Below are 22,429 nucleotides of genomic sequence, written 5' to 3'. Positions count from 1 at the left end.
ACTATCTACAAGTCCGTTTTAATAGGTACATCTAAAACTTTATAAAATAACTCACCATCGCTATTCATCCCGTTTATAAACAATTTAATTTGTTTGTGTTCCCCTTTATATATTTTTAATGAATTCGCTTTATTTGGTAGTACATTAAAATTAGGAATCCAATCTAGGGTTTCATAAAACTGTCTTGAAGTTGACGAATTGAATTGAAGTAGCGATGCTTCATAAATAGGTTTAGATTTTGTAAAACCAAAATCTGTGGTACTCCTATAATAGTTTGGATTTGGAATTCTCTTATATGTGTTATTACCCTTTTTTAATTCTATAGTAACTACTCCATTATTCCCTCTCATCCCATATCCAGCTCCAGTAGCGTTTACCCCAAGTGATTCTACCTCGCTTAACGGAAGAAAGGCTATCGATTCTGCATCAGTAGGAATTCCATTTAAAATTATTAAGGCTTGAGTGTCGTCGTAAAAAGAATCTAACGTTGCCCTTGTAATTACAACACTAGCCCCAATACCTTCAGAAGCTACAACTCCAGCTTGGTTATTTAAAAACTGTATAACTGTGTTATTCATTTCGTCGACTTCATCGAAATGTAAATCCTTTGTAAAGCCATTACCTAGTAGGTTTGGTCTGTTTGGATAAGAATATTCGCCTGTAAATTCTTCTCGCTTTTTGCCTTGAAGCACTACCTCATTAAGTATTTCTGTATTTTTTTTAATGATATCATCTGTATGAGTATTTTCAATTGCTTCTACTTTTTCTTTAGCAGTTAGGAACTGTTCATTGTTGTAGATCAGCAAACTATCTGCCTTATAATTTTCGTTTTGCTTATAGACATAAATACCTGCTTTTACAATAGCTCCTTTTTCATCTAATAAAGCCAATTTATAATCTGAACTATCTTTTAAAATTAAATTAGAAAACAAAAACGACTTGTCTTGCTTTACCTCTGTTACTTCTAATATTTCATTTTCTGTTGATGTTAACAAAACCTTATAGGCATTTTTGACTTCTGTATTGATACTTCCCTTGATGCTTAAGCCTTTTGCGTTTGAATAAATTGGTGGTGAATTATTAAAAGTATGTGTTCCTGTTTGTTTTGATTGTGTTTGCAACAGGATGTCTAAATCTGCATCTAACAAATCTGTTATAGGATGATTATTGGATTTTAAATATGGATCTAATAAAAAGGCATCTAAAATATTACTAGCATTTGTAATTAGTTTTGTGTCTTTTGGCAATACCGAAATACTTAAATTGGTGTTTTTATAACTGTTTTTCAATTGAAAATTGAGGATTACAGAATCTTTTGTTATTTTATTTTGAATAGTTTCAATGTCTATCATTTGCTTAGTTTCTACATAAAAATGACGTTCTGCAAGTGGTTGGTTTTTGGCATTGAATAGAGTTATGGTATTAAACCCATTAAATAGATTTTTTATGTCAATAGGCAATACATATTTTTTATGCTTTTTATTAAGCTCAAAGGGTAAAATATAAAGCAATTTTTGGTTTCTGTGTATGGTTGCAAAAAATGTCTTCTTGTGATATTGATTGAGTAAATCTTCACTAAATTCGATGGTAAAATCTTGACTAGATAACTTATTTGATTGTTCTTTTTTATGAATAAGTACGCCAGAATCTAAAGCAATTGGCAATGGTTCTGTATAGACTTTATCTTTGTATATAACTGTAGCCTTATAAGTATTATTTGCTTGACAAAACACATTAAATTTAGCATGACCATGCTTATTGGTAGTGAAATTTGCTATTGTTTTATGGGTTGTATTATCTGTTATAGTTACTGTTTGTTCGGCTAAAAAGGACTCATTATTATGAAGAGTGAGGTAAACTATATTTGTTGTATTATTTAGAAGGCTTCCACTTTCTGGATAAAAAGTGATAATTAGTGCATCTGTTTCATTTACTTTAATGTCTTCCTCAGAAGTTGATGTTGTTGCAGAATTAATGATGTAAATAGGAACTATGTATTTGTTATCGAAGTTTTTATTCCAAGCTGTGTCCAGATTTATAAAATATTCTCCTGTATCTAAAGAATCTGGCAGTGTTATTTCACCATTGGCTATTCCGTTTTCACAATAAAATAATTGTTGGGATATTAATTTCATATTTGCATCGTAAAAATTAACATACAAATTGGTTGTATTGGTAATGGTCTTGTTACTAAAATCGCTTACTACATAAGCTTTCCACCAAATGGTTTCGCTTGTAAAATAAGTGGTTTTGTTGGTATGCAAAAAGAATTTTTCTTGTTGTAATTCGTGGAAATAGTTATTATTATCAAACAAAGCACTACTTTCTTGGACTTTGTTTTGGGAGAACAAAATAGATTGAAATAGAAGTAGAATTATAGTGAAATAGTTTTTCATAAAATATACAAGTTAAGGGAAAACAACAGGGTAACAAACTTCAGTTTTAGTTTTTAACCTCTTCCTACAGGCTTAATCTCAAATCGGTCTAACTTTTCAAACCAGTTTGAACCATCAATATTCGTTTTTTCAGTTTCTAAAAGATACCTTTCTCGTTTTACGTTGTAACTGTAGGCTTCAATCATTTTTTGCTCTGTATCCATAATGTAACCTAAGTCAACATCTTTGTCTGTATAAATCCTGTAAACCACTTTTTCGTCTACTTTGAATGAATGGTTATAAACTATATTTTTTACTTCATTTCCAATATCATCCGTTTCTACAAGATTGGATTCTATTCTAATATCTTTATTATGGTTTATAAACACATTCACATAGAACGTGTTAATTGAATTTGATTCTTGTGCAAAAAAAACATTGCAAATGCATGCTAAGACGATAAACGATAAGATTTTTTTCATAATGTATTTAATTTTTAGTTTAATCAATTTTAATAAAAAATAGTCAATTTACAGTTTCCTAAAACTTATAAGACTCATTCCATTTAGTTACTACAATTTCATAAGTTCCTTTTTAAAAACCAAGGTTGCAGTCTTCTATGTTACTTTGAACAGTTTGTATTTGATTTGTTCTTGGTTTAGCAAATACAAACCCAATAGAAAATCCGCGAGATTTTAAGCAAGCAGGCTCGCACCATACCATAGATTATATATAGTGCTCTCTGTAGTTATTTGCTAATTATTTCCATTGCTTTTTTTAGTGCATCTTCTGATTCGGTCTCAATATTAGGTTTAACTCCAATTCCTTCGAGACGAATTCCATCGTAAGTATAAAAATCAGCAATAGGTAAAGATAGTATATACTTATCAGAAACCTTAAAAGGACTAGCAGCGAGCATAGCACCAGCTGTATTTTCACCGATAATAGTTGCTAATTTCTTTTTCTTTAAAACATAGGCTATGGGTTCGCAAGTACTACCTGTATTTTTATTTGTTAAAACATATAACTTCCCTGAAAAAGTGTTATTGTTTGGCTTTTCAAAAATAAGTTTTGCACCTTTCTCCGATTTCAAATACTTCCCAAATTCGTTGGTTGAAATTGGTTGTAGTTCGGGTAATGTTTTGAATAAATCTGGCATAAACCCTGAATAATCTAATTTATTAGTAACGAAATAACCAACATCAATATCTTCTTTAACTATATATTTGGCAAATTCAAATGCAGCTTCAATTCCACCTCCACCATTGTCTCTTATATCAATAATTAAATTTTGATAATTTCTATTAACAATTTTTGGTAAAATTTCTGATAAGTCTTTTTGAGAAGAACTGAAGTTTTTAATTTTTAAATATGCAGTATTATTATTTTTTTCTTCAAAAACTATGGTTGAACCAGTTTCTTCTATTTCTTCTGTGTTATTAGTTTCATTTCCTTCATCCAAACTTCCAACATATAAGTTATAGTGACTAAAAGAAAGCCTAGAACTTAACATATTGAAACCTAAAAATAATTCAATATCATCTTGTGCCTTCTTGAAAAGGTTTTTAAGTTTTTTTTGATGTTTTTTCCATTCTTTAGTTTGTAGGTTTTTTTTAGAATAAATATTATTTTGTGTAATTTCTAAAATTTTAGGTAAAAGATGAGAATAATTGTTATGATTTTCTGATGAATTAACTCCTTTTAATGAGCCTATAATAATTTCATTTTGTATAAGTTGACCATTTAATACTTTATCTGTGTTGATTCCTTTAAATTGTAGTTTGCCAATAACTGGGATTTTTGTGTCTCCATATAAACTGTCACCTTTTTGTTTCCCCTTAATTGTTACAATAATTCCTTTTATTGGACTTTTTCCAAACAATCTTCCTAATCTTGCTTTATAGCCGCCAAACATTCTTATATCAGCATTTTTTGGTGAAGTAATTGTGAAATGATTATTCTTTTTCTCAATTTTTAAAAGTGTTGAAAGTGTAATTCCGATATCAAAATTAATTTCACTTTTCCAAATATTATCGTTTTGCTGAGCAAAAGAAGTTATAGAAATAAATAATAGAGCAATTGTAATAGTTGTTTTCATAAAAGGTATTATTTTAATTTCTTTGATAAATATATTCCTATTTATAAGTGTTAACAAACTAAGTATGTCGTCTTTTATAAAAACCGAGTCTTAATTTGTAAATTTCGCATCCCATTTAATCCAAACTAATGAAATTTAAATTTCTTATTTTTTTATTTATTACATTATATCTAGATATAGGTGTCTTTGGTCAAAACTCACAAAAGGAATCACTTGAATTTTTATCTTATAGTGAACTTAAAAAAGGGTTTTATGACAATATTGATATAGATTCTTTAGCCATCATATATGCTGAAACACATCTTAAAAAAGCAAAAAAAGAAAAGGATACCATAAAAATTGCAGATAGCTATTTCTACCTGTCTAATATTAGTAATTATGAAGATGCTGTAAAATATTCAGATAGTATTATTAATCTAACAAGTCATTTAAACCATATTTATTATCCTGCCTTAGGTTTTATGATAAAAGGCTATTTCCATTATAATCATGGAGAAGATAAAAAGGCTATAAATGAATATTTAGAAGCAGAAACCTATGCCGTAAAGAATAACAATCTAAAACAACAAATTGAAATTAAGCAGTTTATTGGTGGGATAAAATACAATTTTGGTGATTATAAAGAAGCACTAAATATATTTAAAGAACAATTACAGTATATTCAAAAACAACCCAATTATTTAAACAATTATAAGAATGACTATTTAATTGCTTTGGATGATTTGTCTAAAACCTACTTGAGAGATAAAGAAACTGATTCCGCACTTATCTATACTAAAGCAGGAATTGATTTAAGTCGCAAATATGACAAAAAAGTGATGTATCAGCGATTTCTGCTAACAAGTGGTAGTGCCTTATATTTTCAGAAAAAATATAACCAAGCTTTAGATAGTCTTATAAAGCTACAACCAAAAATAGAGGATAATGATAGACTTGCTATGTGTTTATATTATATCGCTAAAATTTATCAAGAAAGTGATAATAAAAAAGCTATTATAACATATAATCAAGTGGATTCATTATACCAAATTACCAATAACCCGTTTATAGAATTAAGAGATGTTTATAAAACATTATTTAATTACTATTCAGAAAACGAAACCGAGAAAGAACAGTTAGAAAGTGTAAAAAAACTAATCACAGTAGATAGTATTTTAGATTTAAACTATAAATACTCTGAAACCGAAATTGTTAAAAAACATGAAATTCCAAAACTAAAAAGAGAAAGGGAAAAACTACAAAAAACTCTTAATGAAAACATTACAAAAAGGACCATTACATATACCGTTTTAGGTGTTATCATTTTTATTGCTATTTGTATCATCATATTGTTTTATATAAAACAAAAGATTTATAAGAAACGATATATGGATATTATATCTAATAAAATAGAATTAAAAAAAGCGGTCAAAGTCAATGATAATTTAAAAATAGATAATGAACTGAACATACCACAAGATGTTATTGATGGCTTATTAGCAAAATTAGATTCTTTTGAAAAAAACAAAGACTTTTTAAAGAATGGTATTACACTAAATAGTATTTCCAAAAAGCTAAATACAAACTCTACTTATTTATCAAAAATTGTTAATTATTATAAAGAAGAATCATTTTCAAATTATTTAAATAATTTAAGAATTGCTTATTCCATAGACAAATTAATAAGGGATAAGAGTTTCAGAAATTACACTATTAAAGCTATTGCTGAAGAGGTTGGCTTTAATACAGCCGAGTCTTTTTCTAAATCTTTTTTTAAAGAAAAAGGCATTTATCCTTCATATTTTATAAAACAATTAAATAGGTAATAATCTATAAGTAAGGAAAATTTAAAATCGTCCAATTTCTAAACGTGTATTTCCAATAACATATTTTTAACCATTTCGAAAATAACTAACAATCTTTCAGTTTTTTGTTATATTTTACTCTAATCACTGATAATTTGATAAATCTTTAACGGTTTTCCAAATTGCAAAACACACAAATATTGCCTAAATTTGTGTCTTTAAAATAAGAACCATGCAGACAAATCCAGACGTACAAAAAGACCTGTCTTTCGAAGACTTTAAAACTGAAGTTTTAAACGACTATAAATTAGCTGTCACCTCTCGCGAGTGTAGCTTATTAGGACGTCGTGAAGTACTTACTGGAAAAGCAAAGTTTGGAATTTTTGGCGATGGAAAAGAAGTACCGCAATTAGCTTTAGCTAAAGCCTTTAAAAATGGTGATTTCCGTTCAGGATACTACAGAGACCAAACCTTTATGATGGCTATTGGAGAACTAAATATCCAACAGTTTTTTGCTGGTTTATACGGTCATCCAGATATTGCACACGATCCTATGTCTGCTGGAAGACAAATGGGCGGGCATTTTGCAACACATAGTTTGGACGAAAACGGTGACTGGAAAGATTTAACTAAACAGAAAAATTCTAGTGCCGACATCTCTCCTACTGCTGGGCAAATGCCCCGTTTATTAGGTTTGGCTCAAGCATCTAAAATATACAGACAAGTAAATGGAATTGATACCACTAACTTCTCTGAAAATGGAAATGAAGTCGCTTGGGGAACTATAGGAAATGCCAGTACCAGCGAAGGCTTATTTTTTGAAACCATCAACGCTGCAGGGGTTTTACAAGTACCTATGGTTATGAGTGTTTGGGATGATGAATACGGAATTTCGGTGCACGCTAGACATCAAACAACAAAAGAAAATATTTCTGAAATCTTAAAAGGATTTCAAAGAGATGAAGACAATAAAGGTTTCGAAATTTTACGTGTAAACGGCTGGGATTATCCAGCTTTAGTGGAAACCTACCAAAAAGCTTCAAAAATTGCCAGAGAAGAACATGTGCCTGTTTTAATTCATGTGAATGAATTAACCCAACCACAAGGTCATTCAACCTCTGGTTCTCACGAACGTTATAAAAATGAAGACCGTTTAGCATGGGAAGCAGCATACGATTGTAATGTGAAGCTCCGTGAATGGATGATTGCAAATGGCATTGCTACGGATGATGAGTTAAAAGACATTGAAAGCAGTATAAAAAAGGAAGTTCGTGAAGGTAAAAAAGCAGCATGGACAGCTTTCGTACAACCTTTAAAACAAGAGCAACAGGAACTATTATCGCTTATAGAAACCGTTGCCAGTTCTAGTACAAACAATGTTTTTATCACAAAACTTAAAAACGATTTAGCCGAAATTAAAGAACCTATTAGAAAAGATATTCTTTCTACGGCCAGAAAAGTTTTGCGTTATGTGGTAAGCGAAACTTCAGCAGAAAAAACACAATTAGTCAATTGGATTAATTCTTATTTTGAAGAGATCCAACCTAAATACAGCTCTTATTTATATAGCGAATCGCCAAAATCGGTTTTAAATATCAAAGAAGTAAAACCAACTTATGATGATAATAGCGAAGAGGTCGATGCCAGATTAGTGATTAGAGATAACTTCGATGCTATTTTTGGAAAATATCCTGAAACCTTAGTATTTGGAGAAGACGCCGGACATATTGGAGACGTTAATCAAGGACTTGAAGGTATGCAAGAAAAGTATGGCGAACTTCGCGTATCGGACGTTGGTATTCGTGAAGCAACCATTCTTGGACAAGGTATTGGAATGGCTTTAAGAGGTTTGCGTCCTATTGCTGAAATTCAATATTTAGATTATATTCTATACGCGCTTCAAATTATGAGCGACGATTTAGCAACGCTGCAATACAGAACAAACGGACGTCAAAAAGCACCATTAATTATCAGAACTCGTGGTCACAGACTAGAAGGTATCTGGCATTCTGGCTCTCAAATGGGAGGTGTAATTAATTTAGTTCGTGGCATCCATGTTCTAGTTCCAAGAAACATGACCAAAGCTGCTGGTTTTTATAACACGCTTTTAGAAAGCGACGAACCTGCGTTAATTGTAGAATGTTTAAATGGGTATAGATTAAAAGAAAAAATGCCTAGTAATATTGGAGAGTTTAAAACGCCTCTTGGTGTGGTTGAAACCATTCGTGAAGGAAAAGATATTACTTTAGTGTCTTATGGTTCTACTTTAAGAATTATTGAGCAGGCTGCAAAAGAACTCCAGGAAGTTGGGATTGATGCTGAAATTATAGATATTCAGTCCTTATTACCTTTCGATTTAAATCAGGATATTGTTAAGAGTGTGGCAAAAACCAATCGTTTGATGGTTATTGACGAAGATGTTCCAGGAGGTGCTTCTGCTTTTATTTTAAATGAAGTTTTAAACACACAAAACGCCTATAAACATTTAGACAGCAAACCAGAAACCTTAACAGGACAACAACATAGACCAGCTTATGGAACAGATGGAGATTATTTCTCTAAGCCTTCTGTAGAAGATGTGTTTGAAGCTGTGTATAAGGTGATGCATGAAGCGAATCCTTCTAATTTTCCAAAATTGAGATAATTAAGGATTAAAAGTATCATAAAAGACCTCATGAGTTTAAAACCTTATGAGGTCTTTTTTTTATATATTTATCACAACTAAAAAAACTAAAAATGAAAAAAAACTACTACGACTTAGCCTTATTAATTGCCAGACTCGGTTTTGGCGGCTTTATGCTAACACATGGCATTCCAAAAATTGAACGCCTTTTTTCAAGTCCCATAGAATTTGGAGATCCCATTGGTGTAGGGCCAACACTATCCTTAATCCTTGCTTTAATTGGAGAAGTAATTGCTCCAATTTTAATAATTATTGGTTTAAAAACCAAGTTAGCGGCTATTCCTGCTGCTATAACCATGTTTGTTGCTGCATTTATAGTTCATGCCCCAGACGATTTTGGTACAAAGGAAAAAGCGCTATTGTATTTAGTTGGCTTTCTAGTTATCTTTCTAACTGGTCCTGGAAAATATGCCATTGATAAGAATAACTAAAAATTTCTATGTTTAATTAAAAGAACCTCGATTTTCTGGGAATTAGTATGAAAGCAGTCTCCGTAGTCACCATCAAGAAAGAATTACAGCATCGTTCTAAAGAAGAACTTATGGAGCTCTGTTTGCGTTTGTCTAAATTCAAAAAGGAAAACAAAGAGCTTCTTACCTATTTATTATTTGAATCACATGACGAAACAGGTTATATAGAAACTGTAAAACAGGAATTAGATTTACAATTCGAAAGCATAAATACAGACAGTTATTTCTATATTAAAAAAAGCGTTCGGAAGATTTTAAGGCTTATAAAAAAGTTTAGCAGATATTCTTTAAAGAAAGAAACTGAAGTTGAACTCCTCCTCTACTTTTGCAATAAACTAAAAGATTTTTCACCTTCTATAAAACGTAATGTCACTTTGACCAATATATATGACAGACAGATTTTAAGAATTAAAAAAATAGTCACTAACCTTCACGAAGATTTGCAATACGATTATAATTTGCAATTGGAAGAGTTAAAGGATTAGAGGATTAGATGACTAGATGATTAGAGGCTAACAAAACATCCAATATCCTCGAAGTATAAATGATAAACGACTATATTAGTTTTTATAGCGTCATATAAGAAAAAACCGAAATGAACATAAAAATAGAATTGATTTATCTAATACTTATATTAACTCTGAATTTATCCTGCCTTGAAAAGAAATCAATCGAAAAAGAAGTAAATAAAACTGAATTATTAAACACTTCAAAAACCGACACCTTGAAATTTGCTTCTGGTATACGTGCTATTTTTCAAGACAGTAAAGGTAATTATTGGTTTGGAAGTCATAACGAAGGTATTAGCCATTATAATGGAAAAACTTTTGAATACTTCACAACAAACGACGGTTTAGCAAGCAATCAAATTCGTTCAATTCAAGAAGATAAAAACGGAATAATTTGGATTGGAACTGACAAAGGTGTGTGTAGTTACAATAGAGAAAACTTCACGAATTATTTAAGTGAATCTTATTCCCCGAAATTAGATTGGAATGCTACAGATGGAAATTTATGGTTTTATGCAGGAGAAGAAGATGGAATAAACCGTTTTGATGGAATTAATATGAACTATCTAATTTTCCCAAAACCTAAAAATGATAATCCGAATAAATCTTATGGTGTTACAGGTATCTCAAAAGATAAAGACGGTAAAGTTTGGATAGCAACCTATTCAGCATTATTCAATTACGATGGCAAAACGACAAATATTTATGACCATAAAAGCCTAAAACTTAAAGACAATGAAGTTTTACACATAAGAAGTGTATTAGTAGATTCAAAAGGTCGAATTTGGATAGGAAATAATGGAATTGGTGTAATCCTAAAAAGTGGAGATTCGACAATACACTTTTCGAAGGAACAAGGAAAATTAATTCCAATGAAAGAGTTTAAATCTAACACCCAAAACGGTCAAACCACCAAAAATACAGGACTTCAATCCGTTTTTGCAATTGAGGAAGATAATGAAGGGAATATTTGGTTTGCAGATAGAGATTCAGGAGTTTGGAAATATAATGGTGAATCTTTGACAAACTTTACAATTGATGAAAAACTAAAATCCCAAATGATTTGGGATATATACTTGGATAAAAACAAAATTTTACTTTTTGGAATGGCAGATAGAGGAGTTTATAAGTTTAACGGAAAATCATTTGATAAAAAATTTTGAAAAATAAAATCAAACTTAAGACGTGTATAATTCATTGCTAGTTCTCGCCTACTTACGAAAGTCCTTGCGGACTTTCTATCTGTGATTTATTTGCTAACTTTAGTGCTTAAACACGCAACGAAATCATACACAAACACGTTACAAAACATTTGATGAAACCATTCTTAATAATAACATTTTTACTTATATCGACATATTGTTTTTCACAAAAACAATATGTCTTTGACTATTTAATCGAGTATGAATTTACAACATATAATGATTCTGTTGAAAAAACCATAAAAAGATTCTACCTGACAAATTCAAGAAGAAATAATTATTTAGCAGTTGTTACAGAGTTGGATAGTTTGAATTACACAATGGACTTTAAAGATGAAAATGGACTATCATTTAATGTCAATTTCTTAAAATCTGATTTAAATAAAGCTGAATTTATTAATATAGGTTGTGACTATGTCAGAAATTATCATAATCCATTTAAGTTTCGAATTAAAGAATATGATTTTCTGAATCTGAATGATACAATAATTAACGGAAATGAATACAATAAATATAAATTGACCTCTATAAAACCTAGAAAGAAAAAAAGAAAAAAACTTGCAACAGAATTCTATATTATTGAAGAGAAAACTGAATTTCACTTACCTGTTTTTTATTTTCCAACTGCTTATGAGGAATGGAAAAGCAAAAAAAACGTTCCAAATGGAATTTTTAAGGAAAGATATTTAATTGACTTTTATGGAAATTTAGATTCAAAAGAAAAATTAATAAACTTTACAAGAATTGACAAAAAAGTAGTAATCGAAGATGAATGTGATTATACAAAAAGTAAATAAAAACGTTTTTGTTCTCCTCTTGTTTCTTAGTAAATATAATCACTACTTTAATAACAGTGATAAAGTAAAGAAAACCGTTGGCATACATTAATGAAACATTCAACGAGTAATATAATTTAAACTAACAATCAATCTAAAAGATATCAATAATGAGCACTATTAGTAAACTGTCAATCATTGCACTAAGTCTTTTTTTTATAACTAGTTGCAATCAAAAAGAAACAAAGACAGAATCGGTTGAGACCGATTCAATTATCGATTCTGATTTAATAGGCAGTCAAAAATTGAATTCTTCCATAGGAACAATTGAATTAGACAACACCTACCCAACGGATGAATCGATGAAGCGAATTTATGAAGTCCGCGATATTCAGCGGGCGTCGGAATTAGTACTTTGGAGTTTGCCTACTATTCAGTTCCAAGCTTGGAAAGAAGGACAAGAAAACGCCTTTGGCACCAACGGTCCCGAATTTGTTGTTTATACCACACTAAAAGAAAATACAGGAATTGTAACTTCAAATGCAACCACACCCTACATTTTTGGATGGCCCGATTTAGTAAAAACTGGCCCAATAGTTATTGAAATGCCGGCAGGAAATTATGCTTCCGCAATTATGGACTGGTGGGAATATCCGGTATGCGATATGGGGCTTACTGGGCCAGATAAAGGAAACGGAGGAAAATATGTTATTGTAGGTCCTAATGATAACCCTGAAGACTTTAAAGATAAAGGAGACTTTATTTTTCAATCACGAACCAATAAATTAAGTGTTGGATTCAGGGTATTAGAACCAGGAGATGAGGCTATAAAAGAGTTTACAGATATGGTTAAAGTATATCCTCTGAAGAATGACAACCACGATACTAAGTTTGTTTTTAAAGCCGATAAAGATTGGTACGGACAAGCTCCTATTGGATTAAAATATTTTGAAATGCTACACCGAGCAATACAAAATGAACCCGTTAGAGACCGTGACAAAGCGTATATGGAATGGCTTCATTACTTCGGCATAATGGATGGCGAACCTTTTGAGCCATCAGAAAAGATCAAAAACATTCTAGAAGAAGGTGGAAGACTTGGAGAACTTACCGCACGTGCCAATGCTATGGAGCCTTATTTTGCTAAGCCTTACTATGAAGGCACCAACTGGTACCGTTTAATTGACTTCCCTATTGAACAAGAAGATAGTGTGCGTTACTATACAGACGAAAGAGCAGCTTGGTTTTATGAGGCTGTAACCACCACTAAGGGTATGAAAACAGAAACGCCAGGTCAAGGACAAGTATATTTAAGTACAAAGCGTGATAGCGATGGTGACTTCTTGAAAGGTGGAGAAACTTATAAGTTGACTATTCCTGCTAATGCACCTTTCGAGCAGTTTTGGTCTCTTACACCTTATAGTGAACACACGCGTGGATTAATACGCTCTGAAATAACAGAGTTTATTGATGCTAACAGAGACTCTAGAGATGAACGTTTGGTATTTAATGATGATGGTTCTGTAGACCTTTACTTTGGTCCAGACGACAGTAAAGTGCCAAGTGAATTTCACAACAATTGGATGCAGACAAATATAGACGAAGGTTGGTTTCCATATTTTAGACTTTATGCTCCCAAAAAAGAGTTTTTCGACAAAAGCTGGCAATTAAACGATATTGAAAGAATAAAATAACGTTTGCCAACACCTTATATAAAAATGCGTAGTTTAATGCTAAATAAAAGAAAAGTGCGTACTTGCTTTCATCTGATTTTCGTTCCGAAAATCCGCTGACACAAACACACACTTTTCATACACAAATCCGTTGGCACTTAATTTGACCCGTCCTGAAATATGAATAACAAAAAAACTTATATTTTTTTATTAATGACCATCATTTGGTCTTGGACTTTTTGGTTTATTGGCTTAAACATTCTTACAGATGGAATTAATCAAGAATCGATTGGAAAATTTTTAATATTCTTTTTTACTGGTCTTTATGGACCGACAATTAGTGCTATTTTAACAACTTTTATCTTTGACGGAATTAAAGGTGTATTGAATTTACTAAAGAAATTATTTATTTGGAACGTTCCCTTTAAAAATTATTTATACATTATTATTTTACCGATAACTTTTGTCATTTTTGGAATTGGACTTTATAACATATTCATTGGAGATATTGGTAGTTTTGACCTAATGGCTTTTCTTTCGATTCCGTCTATATTGTGGGCTGGATTTTATGCTGGGCCTTTGGGAGAGGAACTTGGTTGGAGAGGTTTTTTATTACCCGAATTACAAAAAGAATATACAAACTTAAAAAGTGCAATCATAATTGGTGTTATATGGTTCATTTGGCATATCCCACTTTGGTGGGCACCATTTGGCACTTTAGTTAGCGGAGAATCAATTTCTTTTTTACCTGTATTAGCTTATTTTCTAATGCTAATCTGTTTGTCAATAATAATCACTTGGTTAGTAATTAATTCAAAAGGCAGTGTTTTAGTTGCGCTCTTATTTCACTTATCGGTTAATGCAGGAATAGCTTTGCTTTTTTTCCCTGAATTGAATATGGATTTCAAAAAAGTACATTTATTGTCTAGTATTGGCATGCTAATATTTACAGGAACATTAATTGTTAAAAATAAATTAAAAACAAGTGCCAGCACCGTATAAAATTAATTGCTAGTGCAAGCCTAATTACGAATCCCGATAGTTATCGGGACTCGTTGATTTTTAGTTTGGTATATACTTATAAAGTTAAGTGCTAACCCACGCAACTACTCATAGCTGAGACCGTTTTGCGTAAGCTAAAAAAAACATATAGCCCAATGAAATTTCACATCATTTTCACTCTTTTTCTGCTCTCTAATACTTTAATTGGACAAAATTTCCATACCGAATTTGAATATGATAATGGAGTTAATAAAGGCATTACAATTCAGAATAGTTATCCAAAAGGCGGACAAAGATTTACAACGAGCAACGGAAAAGAATTTGTTTACGTAACATTTTGGACTTGTATTACAAACAAAGCATCTTCTAATTTGGAATTAGAAGTAGATTTTTCAGCTAATTCGTTTGTAATACCTTCAGAGCCTAAAATAAACTTCAATTTGTTTATACCAAATAACGAAATGACTCTTGAGAAAGAAAAATTACCGAATTACGGATTGGATATAATAAGTTTCCTTGACGAAAACATAAATAAGCCATCTAAATTGAAAACAGTAATTGAACCAAATAGCTCTTATCTTTTCTATTCGGTTGTAATCTCTGACGAAGGTGTAAACGGAACAATAAGAGCAGGATTTGAATTACAGAAAGATGAACTTATTTATAAACTTAATAACTATGAAATCAACTGTGGAAAAATTGTAATTAAAAATTAATGTACGGTAACCTGTAACGGGAAGGCCCACGCACAACAATGTATGCAGCTCATAACTAGTTAGTTGCTCAAACAAAGTTAAGGTATATTTGGAAAGTCGCCAAATTTTTAAATTTGGCTTATTGATAAAAAAAAGATAATAAGTAAAATTTAAAAATCTGGCTTGTGCTCAATCCGAAAATAATTTTCTAATTTGCACGCTACGAGCCATATACAGAGACGTTGGCACAAATATGAAAAAAATCATAGCGACATTAATATTGACTCTGATTTTCACAAAAACATTTGCTTCTAGTTGTGACGTGCCGAAACCTATAATGGAATTCTATACAGCTGAATATGTTTTTGAGGGAAAAGCTGTTTCTAAAATATACGCTTCTGATTCCCTCACTTATACAATTACATTTGACATCTCAAAACATTACAAAAATGGTGACAATCTGAAAACATTGGAATTCACCTTAAAATCGGAAGGAAAATATACTGGAGTCTTTACATCATGTGATTGGAATGTAAAAAAAAACGAGAATTGGCTTATTTATGCACACTTTCGTAATGATAAATTAACTTTTGGATTTCACTGTACAAATTCAAGATCAATTGACAAAAGAACAATTTCAGAAAAAGAACAAAGAGTATTAGACAATGGAGATTCTTTTAAACTTGAAAAATATATATACTTTGTAGAAAAAGACTTTAATTATCCTCAACCAATTACAAATACAGACTCGATTTTAAAACTTGGAAAAATAAAGAACTATGAAAAGCCTCATTCATTCTTAAGACTACTTATTGATAAAAATGGTAACTTAATTTATGTGACAACTTAAAGAGGATATAAAACCGAAATTGATTCTAATTTCAACCTTCCAACCAATTTTGAAGTGTCAATTAGTAAACCTCTAACCGAATTTCAAAAAGATGCTATAGAATTGGTTAGTAAAATTTCGAAATGGGAAATAAAAAGGCACAAAGAAACAAATATACCTGTGACTAATATGAGAGGTTTTAGTATTGCATTTGACAATGAAACTCAAAAATGGAAATATGAATTATAAAATACTTGTTGGATAGTTCAAGCCTACTTACGAAAATCTTCACGGATTTTCTATTCGGGTTGTATTTGCTAAATTAGTTGCTTAATACACGCAACAAAAGCATACACAATCACGTAGAGTATAATATGAGAAATGAGTCGTCCAAAAATTAAAATTAGGAAAAATAACATTGATAAAGGAATTGAAGCTCTGACTTTTGCTCTGATTTTGATTTCTGCTATATTGATTGGAGTTTATTACAACCAACTGCCTGAAAAACTTCCTATTTACTTTAATTGGCCTTCAAAAGACAATGACGGATTGGGAACAAAAGACCTTTTATGGATAAGTCCAATAGTTTTTGGAATTATCGGTATAGTACTTTATAAATTGAATCAATATCCTTGGCTTTTTAACTACCCTTCTGAAATTAGTAACAAAAATATTGAATACAACTATAAAATGTCAACTCAAATGTTACGGATATTAGGACTTTTTATCAGTATAATGTGTTTACTAATAACTATAGCCTCAATATTGAATGGTCTTGGCAACGACACTGATTATAACAAATATTTGTATCCTTTTTTGCCAATATTATTTATTGCATTGCCAATAATATATCTAATTAAAATATTAATGCACAAAAAGATTAAGTACAATAAAGAAGAATTAAACTAATTAGTACCAGACAACTTCCAAGAACCCGTTCGTCTATACCCAAGTTAAAAAAACAAAAAGATTTGTTTAATTAGTGTTCCTTATAAATACTAGAAACAAATCCTTTAAAACTAAGCAGCACGAAGCCATTTATCTCCTGAGTTTTCCTTAAATTTAGCCATTCAAAATAAGTATATGAAAAATTATAGTTTAGCAATAGCCCTTTTCGCCAGTCTTTCAGTTCTAGCTCAAGACAAACAATTAACTATGGAAGATGCCGTAATAGGCTTAGGAACCAATCTAAGAGTAGAAAGTTTATCGCAATTAAAATGGATTCCAGATGAAAATAGTTTCACCGAAGCCGTTAAAACTTCCTATGGAAATGCTTTGGTGCAAAGAACACTTCCATCTTTAAAAACAGATACTCTGGCGCGCTCTAATGAGTTTACAGATATGAAATCTGTTCCTTCCTTTAGCTGGATCGATAAAAACACAGCGTCTTATAGAAATGCTCAAGATTTTATGATTTGGAATCGAGAAACGAAGTCATCCGAAAAACTATTAACTATTCCAGAAAATACAGAAGTTCAAGAATTTGAATCTGCAACCAGTTCGTTTGCTTATGTAGTAGATAACAATTTGTATTTATTGGATGGGAATAAACAAACCCATCAAATAACCGAAGACGGAAAATACGGTATTACAAACGGGAAAGCTGTTCATCAATTTGAATTTGGAATCAGTAAAGGGATGTTCTTTTCACCTAAAGGAAATTTACTCGCTTTTTACAGAATGGACGAAACCATGGTAAACGATTACCCAATTATCGATTGGTCAAAAACTCCAGCTGTCAATAAAAACATTAAATATCCATTTGCCGGACGCGATTCTCATCATGTAACCTTAGGAGTTTATAATCCGAAGACTAAAAAAACTATTTTTCTTGAAACCGGAGAACCTAAAGAGCAGTTCTTAACCTGTGTAACTTGGGCCCCAGATGAAAAATCCATTTATATTGCTGTTTTAAATCGGGATCAAAATCACATGAAATTAAATCAATACAATGCTCAAACAGGAAAATTTATAAAAACCTTATTTGAAGAAAAAAGTGAAAAATACGTAGAACCACAACATGATTTGTACTTTTTACCTAATGGAAAAGAATTTGTTTGGTGGAGTCAACGTGATGGATTTATGCATTTATATCGTTATAATTTGAATGGAAAATTACTAAACCAAATTACTAGTGGTCAATGGTTGGTTAATGATATTTCAGGTAAAAATGAAACATCAAATCAATTATTAATTACAGCTACAAAAGACGGTGCTATGGAAAAACATCTGTATGCTGTAAATTGGAAAAACGGTAATATGGAACGTTTAGATAGCGATGCCGGGTACCATTTCCCTTCGGTAAATTCAAATGGAACCTATGTTCTGGATACTTGGATGAACAGCACAACCCCTAGAAAAATTGATGTATATTCTACGGATAAAAAATTCAAGAAAAACTTATTGACGGCAAAAAACCCATTAGCAGAGTATGATATGCCTAAAGTTGAAAATGTAACTTTAAAGGCAGATGATGGGACAGATTTATATGGAAGGATGATTTATCCAACAAATTTTGATGCCAACAAAAAATATCCGGTTATCGTGTATTTATACAACGGTCCACATGCACAGATGAATATAAATCGTTTCCCTGCCAGTGGAAATCTATGGTACGATTATATGGCTCAAAATGGTTATGTAGTTTGGGTTATGGACGGACGTGGAAGCAGCAATCGCGGATTGGAATTTGAACAAGTAACTTTTAGACAATTAGGAAAAGTGGAAATGGAAGACCAAATGGTTGGTGTAGATTATTTAAAATCACTTCCATTTGTAGATGGAGACAAAATGGGAATGCACGGTTGGAGTTATGGTGGTTTTATGACCACGTCGTTCATGCTATTACAGCCAGATGTTTTTAAAGCAGGTGTTGCTGGTGGCCCGGTTATGGATTGGAGTATGTATGAAATTATGTATTGTGAACGCTATATGGACACCCCACAAACCAATCCAGAAGGTTATGCTAAAACCAGCTTATTAGATAAAACTCAAAATCTAAAAGGAAAATTATTGTTAATTCATGGAACTGATGATAATATAGTGGTTTGGCAACATTCCATCGATTTTTTAAGAAATGCAGTAAGCAATGGTGTGCAGGTAGATTACTTTGTTTACCCAGGTTATGAGCATAATGTTCGAGGAAAAGATAGAGTGCATTTAATGCAAAAAGTAACAGATTATTTCGATTTATATTTGAAATAAATCTAATTAGTTACAAGCGATAACGCCATCAATTTAATAAAGTAAAGATAGAATTGATGGTTTTATCTCTGTATAAAAAGCTAAAAAAATACACCTTATGAAAACAACTCCCGAGCACAATGAACGTATCGCAAAAATGACATTTGCTTCGGTTTACCCACACTATATCAGCAAAGTAGAAAAGAAAGGCCGAACAAAAGACGAACTACATCAGGTAATTGAATGGCTTACTGGTTTTAATGAAAACAAACTACAAGAATTTATAATAGATAAAGTGACATTTGAAACATTCTTTCAAAAAGCAAATTTACATCCAAATGCGACTCTTATTAAAGGAGTAATTTGTGGTTACCGAATTGAAGAAATCGAAACTCCCTTGACACGACAAGTTAGATATTTAGATAAGTTGGTGGACGAATTAGCGAAAGGACGTAAAATGGAAAAGATTTTGCGAGTTACTTAATTCTAAAGTATGTATTGATAATTAATCTTAATCTTCAGTATATGTGGTGTCCTGGAGACTTTAATTATTTGTACTCTACAATCAGGTATACAGATGTGGTATTTCCCACATTAACCACTTCATGCGTACTTACCTGGTCTTTACTCCAAGATACACCTGCTTTAACTTCTTTGGTTTCGGTACCATCGGCATCTGTAATTTGAAAAGTACCACCTTCTAGGGTATAACCAAAATGTGGTTGATGTTCGTGTTTCTCATGTCCTACTCCTGGAGGAAAAGTACATTTTAAAACACGTATTTTAGGATCTTCATGAAGAACCTCGCAAACGCTTTCACCTTTCCAACCAGCTTCTAAGGGGTCTGGTAGTTTGGATTCTTCATTACAGGATAAAAATAACACGGAGACAACTAAATAAAGTAATTTTTTCATTCTTATATTCCACCTATATGGAAATTGATTTTACAAATTAATTCATAATTCTTACTACCATCTCTTTAAGCAAATCTCCTTGCTTAACAGCGTTCGATCCTACGCCTTTTCCCTTTACATCAAACTCTCTTAAAATAGCAATTACACCACTAACTTTTTTCATTGGATAATTTTTTGAAGCCGTAATATAATCGTTAACAAAATAAGGGTTAATTTTTAGGGCTGAAGCTACACTTCTAGGCGACTTATCTGTTAAACCATGTAGATACAGTAATTTAGAGAAGAAATTATACAGTAAAGCCACAGTTACTACCATGGGATTGTCTTTAGGATTTTCGCCAAAATATTTAATTATCTGATTTGCTTTTAAGACATTTCTAGAGCCCACGGCATTTTGCAACTCAAAATTATTATAATCTTTACTAATACCAATGTTTTGTTCAATAAGTTCTGGAGTAATCTGCGTGCCCTCAGGAAGAATAATCTTAAGTTTATCTAATTCGTTTGAAATTTTACTTAAATTGGTTCCTAAAAATTCGGCAAGCATTTGTGCTGCTTTTGGAGAAATAGTATAATTCTGTCCAGAAAGAACACGTCTTATCCAATCGCTAACTTGATTGTCGTACAACTTCTTACTTTCAAAAATAACACCAGATTTTTTAAGTGTTTTGTATAGCTTTTTACGCTTATCAATTGTTTTATATTTATAATTAAAAACCAGAATGGTTGTAGGCTGTGGTTGTTCGGCATAACTAACAAGTTTTTCTATATTTCGAGATAAATCTTGTGCTTCTTTTACAATAACCACCTGATATTCTGACATCATTGGATAGCGTTTAGCATGTCCAACAATATCTTCAATACTTACATCGCGACCATACAATATCATTTGATTAAAGCCTTTCTCTTCTTCAGAAAGGACATTATTCTCAATATACTTCGAAATATTATCTATATAATAAGGCTCCTCACCCATTAAAAAATAAATAGGTCGGAATTTCTTGTTTTTTATATCTGCTACTATTTGTTTGACTTCGTCCAAATTGCTAAAAATTCCTTGCCTAAGCATCAGGCAAGCATATTAAAAAATTCAAATTCCAAAATAAGCTATGGATATTTGGTTTTTGATGAATGTACCTTAACTTTGAAAAAAATCTATTTGCCTTCATGCAAGAGCTCCAATTTCCAAAATTTTCGTTTCGTTTCAAAAATAGCAAAAATAAAATTTCTATTTTCGATTGTATTCGTAAAAAGTTTGTGATTTTACAACCTGAAGAATGGGTTAGGCAACATTGCGTACAATATTTAATTCAAGTAAAAAAATATCCTCAATCTTTAATCAATGTTGAAAAAGAGCTAAAAGTAAACGATTTAAAAAAACGTTATGATATTGTTGTATTTAATCCAGATGGCTCCATTCATCTTATTGTGGAATGTAAAGCGCCAAAAATAAAGATAAGTCAAGATACTTTCGACCAGATTTCGCGTTATAATTTAGCGTTAAATGCCACGTTTTTAATGGTTACTAATGGATTAAATCATTATTATTGTCAGATGGATTTTAAAAAAGAATGTTATCAGTTTCTAGAAACTATTCCAGATTATATTACAAATGAATAAGACAATCACTTTTTGGCTAGGAATATTAGGCGTTTTGTTTTTTGTTATTCCAAGTGTTTTAGGAGGGTTTCAGTTTGAAAACTACAGTCATATTCAGCAATACATTAGTGAATCTTATGCTATCAATGCACCTTATGGAATTTATTTAAGAATTTTCGGATTTATACCTAGCGGTATTTTTATCATCCTTTTTTCTCTTTCAGCATTAAAAGTCCTTCCCAAAAGCAACCTATTAAATTTAGGCCTTATAGGCTTTGCCTTTCTTTATGGCTTTGGTAATATTCTTGTCAGTGTTTTTCCTTGTGATGTAGGCTGTAATAAAGAATTAATAGACCCAAGTTTTTCGCAACTCATCCATACATTTTCTGGAGCTTTAACCTATACATTTGTTCCGTTATCTCTAATCTTAATTGGTTTTGCAGCCAGAAGTTGGAAGCAAGGAAAAAACATCATGTTATTTTCCTTTTTTTGTGGAATAATAACTTTTATGTTTAGTTTATTCATTTCTAGCAATCCAACAGGACATTATATTGGTTTATTCCAAAGAATTATAGAAGGTTCTATATTAATCTGGATAATTACCTTTGCCTTTTATATTAAAAAACAAATCTAATCT

General features: G+C 31.3%; 21 protein-coding genes. 16 read left to right on the top strand and 5 right to left on the bottom strand.

The window, feature by feature from the left end; all coding sequences use genetic code 11:
• Positions 1 to 5 precede the first annotated feature (5 nt).
• From OS191_RS03475 to OS191_RS03465, 3 genes are all read right to left on the bottom strand, one after another.
• On the bottom strand, positions 6 to 2,396 hold the full coding sequence (locus OS191_RS03475; RefSeq protein WP_267154330.1) for a hypothetical protein: 2,391 nt from the start codon (positions 2,394 to 2,396) through the stop codon (positions 6 to 8).
• Between the two features lie 53 nt (positions 2,397 to 2,449).
• Complete coding sequence (locus OS191_RS03470) at positions 2,450 to 2,857, bottom strand: hypothetical protein (protein WP_267154329.1); 408 nt, start codon at positions 2,855 to 2,857, stop codon at positions 2,450 to 2,452.
• 266 nt (positions 2,858 to 3,123) lie between these two features.
• Positions 3,124 to 4,473, bottom strand: a complete 1,350-nt coding sequence (locus OS191_RS03465) for a S41 family peptidase (RefSeq protein ID WP_267154328.1) — start codon at positions 4,471 to 4,473, stop codon at positions 3,124 to 3,126.
• A 128-nt stretch (positions 4,474 to 4,601) separates the two neighbouring features.
• Here OS191_RS03465 and OS191_RS03460 point away from each other — a divergent pair, with 128 nt between their 5' ends.
• The 14 genes from OS191_RS03460 (at position 4,602) to OS191_RS03395 (ending at position 19,763) form a co-directional block, all read left to right on the top strand.
• On the top strand, positions 4,602 to 6,278 hold the full coding sequence (locus tag OS191_RS03460) for a helix-turn-helix domain-containing protein (RefSeq protein ID WP_267154327.1): 1,677 nt from the start codon (positions 4,602 to 4,604) through the stop codon (positions 6,276 to 6,278).
• 211 nt (positions 6,279 to 6,489) lie between these two features.
• Positions 6,490 to 8,901 (top strand): alpha-ketoacid dehydrogenase subunit alpha/beta, encoded by a 2,412-nt coding sequence (locus OS191_RS03455; protein WP_267154326.1) that lies wholly within the window; start codon positions 6,490 to 6,492, stop codon positions 8,899 to 8,901.
• Positions 8,902 to 8,993: 92 nt separating this feature from the next.
• The gene (locus OS191_RS03450) at positions 8,994 to 9,371 is read left to right on the top strand and encodes a DoxX family protein (RefSeq protein WP_267154325.1); all 378 of its coding nucleotides are present in this window, start codon (positions 8,994 to 8,996) and stop codon (positions 9,369 to 9,371) included.
• A gap of 47 nt (positions 9,372 to 9,418) precedes the next feature.
• Complete coding sequence (locus OS191_RS03445; RefSeq protein ID WP_267154324.1) at positions 9,419 to 9,895, top strand: hypothetical protein; 477 nt, start codon at positions 9,419 to 9,421, stop codon at positions 9,893 to 9,895.
• A gap of 110 nt (positions 9,896 to 10,005) precedes the next feature.
• Positions 10,006 to 11,082: a ligand-binding sensor domain-containing protein gene (locus OS191_RS03440; RefSeq protein ID WP_267154323.1), complete on the top strand. Its 1,077-nt coding sequence runs from the start codon at positions 10,006 to 10,008 to the stop codon at positions 11,080 to 11,082.
• Between the two features lie 152 nt (positions 11,083 to 11,234).
• The gene (locus OS191_RS03435; protein ID WP_267154322.1) at positions 11,235 to 11,918 is read left to right on the top strand and encodes a hypothetical protein; all 684 of its coding nucleotides are present in this window, start codon (positions 11,235 to 11,237) and stop codon (positions 11,916 to 11,918) included.
• 149 nt (positions 11,919 to 12,067) lie between these two features.
• On the top strand, positions 12,068 to 13,591 hold the full coding sequence (locus OS191_RS03430) for a DUF1214 domain-containing protein (RefSeq protein ID WP_267154321.1): 1,524 nt from the start codon (positions 12,068 to 12,070) through the stop codon (positions 13,589 to 13,591).
• 159 nt (positions 13,592 to 13,750) lie between these two features.
• Positions 13,751 to 14,572 carry a type II CAAX endopeptidase family protein gene (locus OS191_RS03425; RefSeq protein WP_267154320.1) on the top strand — a complete coding sequence of 274 codons (822 nt, stop codon included), beginning with the start codon at positions 13,751 to 13,753 and terminating at the stop codon, positions 14,570 to 14,572.
• Between the two features lie 155 nt (positions 14,573 to 14,727).
• Entirely contained in the window at positions 14,728 to 15,288 is a 561-nt protein-coding gene (locus OS191_RS03420) for a hypothetical protein (RefSeq protein WP_267154319.1), read from the top strand.
• A gap of 232 nt (positions 15,289 to 15,520) precedes the next feature.
• Complete coding sequence (locus OS191_RS03415) at positions 15,521 to 16,117, top strand: hypothetical protein (protein ID WP_267154318.1); 597 nt, start codon at positions 15,521 to 15,523, stop codon at positions 16,115 to 16,117.
• Between the two features lie 54 nt (positions 16,118 to 16,171).
• Positions 16,172 to 16,345 (top strand): hypothetical protein, encoded by a 174-nt coding sequence (locus OS191_RS03410; RefSeq protein ID WP_267154317.1) that lies wholly within the window; start codon positions 16,172 to 16,174, stop codon positions 16,343 to 16,345.
• 132 nt (positions 16,346 to 16,477) lie between these two features.
• Entirely contained in the window at positions 16,478 to 17,005 is a 528-nt protein-coding gene (locus OS191_RS03405; RefSeq protein ID WP_267154316.1) for a hypothetical protein, read from the top strand.
• 174 nt (positions 17,006 to 17,179) lie between these two features.
• Complete coding sequence (locus OS191_RS03400) at positions 17,180 to 19,300, top strand: S9 family peptidase (protein WP_267154315.1); 2,121 nt, start codon at positions 17,180 to 17,182, stop codon at positions 19,298 to 19,300.
• 97 nt (positions 19,301 to 19,397) lie between these two features.
• Positions 19,398 to 19,763, top strand: a complete 366-nt coding sequence (locus OS191_RS03395) for a DUF2200 domain-containing protein (RefSeq protein ID WP_267154314.1) — start codon at positions 19,398 to 19,400, stop codon at positions 19,761 to 19,763.
• A 64-nt stretch (positions 19,764 to 19,827) separates the two neighbouring features.
• On the opposite strand, the gene OS191_RS03390 is transcribed toward OS191_RS03395, so the two are convergent.
• Complete coding sequence (locus OS191_RS03390; RefSeq protein WP_267154313.1) at positions 19,828 to 20,193, bottom strand: cupin domain-containing protein; 366 nt, start codon at positions 20,191 to 20,193, stop codon at positions 19,828 to 19,830.
• Between the two features lie 37 nt (positions 20,194 to 20,230).
• Complete coding sequence (gene holA / locus OS191_RS03385) at positions 20,231 to 21,235, bottom strand: DNA polymerase III subunit delta (protein ID WP_267154312.1); 1,005 nt, start codon at positions 21,233 to 21,235, stop codon at positions 20,231 to 20,233.
• Between the two features lie 125 nt (positions 21,236 to 21,360).
• Between holA and OS191_RS03380 the strand changes: the two genes are divergently transcribed.
• Complete coding sequence (locus OS191_RS03380) at positions 21,361 to 21,813, top strand: type I restriction enzyme HsdR N-terminal domain-containing protein (RefSeq protein ID WP_267154311.1); 453 nt, start codon at positions 21,361 to 21,363, stop codon at positions 21,811 to 21,813.
• The gene (locus OS191_RS03375; protein WP_267154310.1) at positions 21,806 to 22,426 is read left to right on the top strand and encodes a DUF998 domain-containing protein; all 621 of its coding nucleotides are present in this window, start codon (positions 21,806 to 21,808) and stop codon (positions 22,424 to 22,426) included. Before OS191_RS03380 ends, OS191_RS03375 begins: the two co-directional genes overlap by 8 nt.
• Positions 22,427 to 22,429: the final 3 nt, after the last annotated feature.

The organism is Xanthomarina sp. F2636L (assembly GCF_026410195.1).
GTDB lineage: Bacteria > Bacteroidota > Bacteroidia > Flavobacteriales > Flavobacteriaceae > Xanthomarina.
The sequence above is the reverse complement of the archived record's forward strand: the minus strand, read 5'-3'. Positions and strand labels throughout refer to the sequence as shown.

Coding starts and splice junctions, on each gene's coding strand:
- OS191_RS03475 (WP_267154330.1), bottom strand. CDS start 2,396: ATGAAAAACTATTTCACTATAATTCTACTTCTATTTCAATCTATTTTG.
- OS191_RS03470 (WP_267154329.1), bottom strand. CDS start 2,857: ATGAAAAAAATCTTATCGTTTATCGTCTTAGCATGCATTTGCAATGTT.
- OS191_RS03465 (WP_267154328.1), bottom strand. CDS start 4,473: ATGAAAACAACTATTACAATTGCTCTATTATTTATTTCTATAACTTCT.
- OS191_RS03460 (WP_267154327.1), top strand. CDS start 4,602: ATGAAATTTAAATTTCTTATTTTTTTATTTATTACATTATATCTAGAT.
- OS191_RS03455 (WP_267154326.1), top strand. CDS start 6,490: ATGCAGACAAATCCAGACGTACAAAAAGACCTGTCTTTCGAAGACTTT.
- OS191_RS03450 (WP_267154325.1), top strand. CDS start 8,994: ATGAAAAAAAACTACTACGACTTAGCCTTATTAATTGCCAGACTCGGT.
- OS191_RS03445 (WP_267154324.1), top strand. CDS start 9,419: ATGAAAGCAGTCTCCGTAGTCACCATCAAGAAAGAATTACAGCATCGT.
- OS191_RS03440 (WP_267154323.1), top strand. CDS start 10,006: ATGAACATAAAAATAGAATTGATTTATCTAATACTTATATTAACTCTG.
- OS191_RS03435 (WP_267154322.1), top strand. CDS start 11,235: ATGAAACCATTCTTAATAATAACATTTTTACTTATATCGACATATTGT.
- OS191_RS03430 (WP_267154321.1), top strand. CDS start 12,068: ATGAGCACTATTAGTAAACTGTCAATCATTGCACTAAGTCTTTTTTTT.
- OS191_RS03425 (WP_267154320.1), top strand. CDS start 13,751: ATGAATAACAAAAAAACTTATATTTTTTTATTAATGACCATCATTTGG.
- OS191_RS03420 (WP_267154319.1), top strand. CDS start 14,728: ATGAAATTTCACATCATTTTCACTCTTTTTCTGCTCTCTAATACTTTA.
- OS191_RS03415 (WP_267154318.1), top strand. CDS start 15,521: ATGAAAAAAATCATAGCGACATTAATATTGACTCTGATTTTCACAAAA.
- OS191_RS03405 (WP_267154316.1), top strand. CDS start 16,478: ATGAGTCGTCCAAAAATTAAAATTAGGAAAAATAACATTGATAAAGGA.
- OS191_RS03400 (WP_267154315.1), top strand. CDS start 17,180: ATGAAAAATTATAGTTTAGCAATAGCCCTTTTCGCCAGTCTTTCAGTT.
- OS191_RS03395 (WP_267154314.1), top strand. CDS start 19,398: ATGAAAACAACTCCCGAGCACAATGAACGTATCGCAAAAATGACATTT.
- OS191_RS03390 (WP_267154313.1), bottom strand. CDS start 20,193: ATGAAAAAATTACTTTATTTAGTTGTCTCCGTGTTATTTTTATCCTGT.
- OS191_RS03380 (WP_267154311.1), top strand. CDS start 21,361: ATGCAAGAGCTCCAATTTCCAAAATTTTCGTTTCGTTTCAAAAATAGC.
- OS191_RS03375 (WP_267154310.1), top strand. CDS start 21,806: ATGAATAAGACAATCACTTTTTGGCTAGGAATATTAGGCGTTTTGTTT.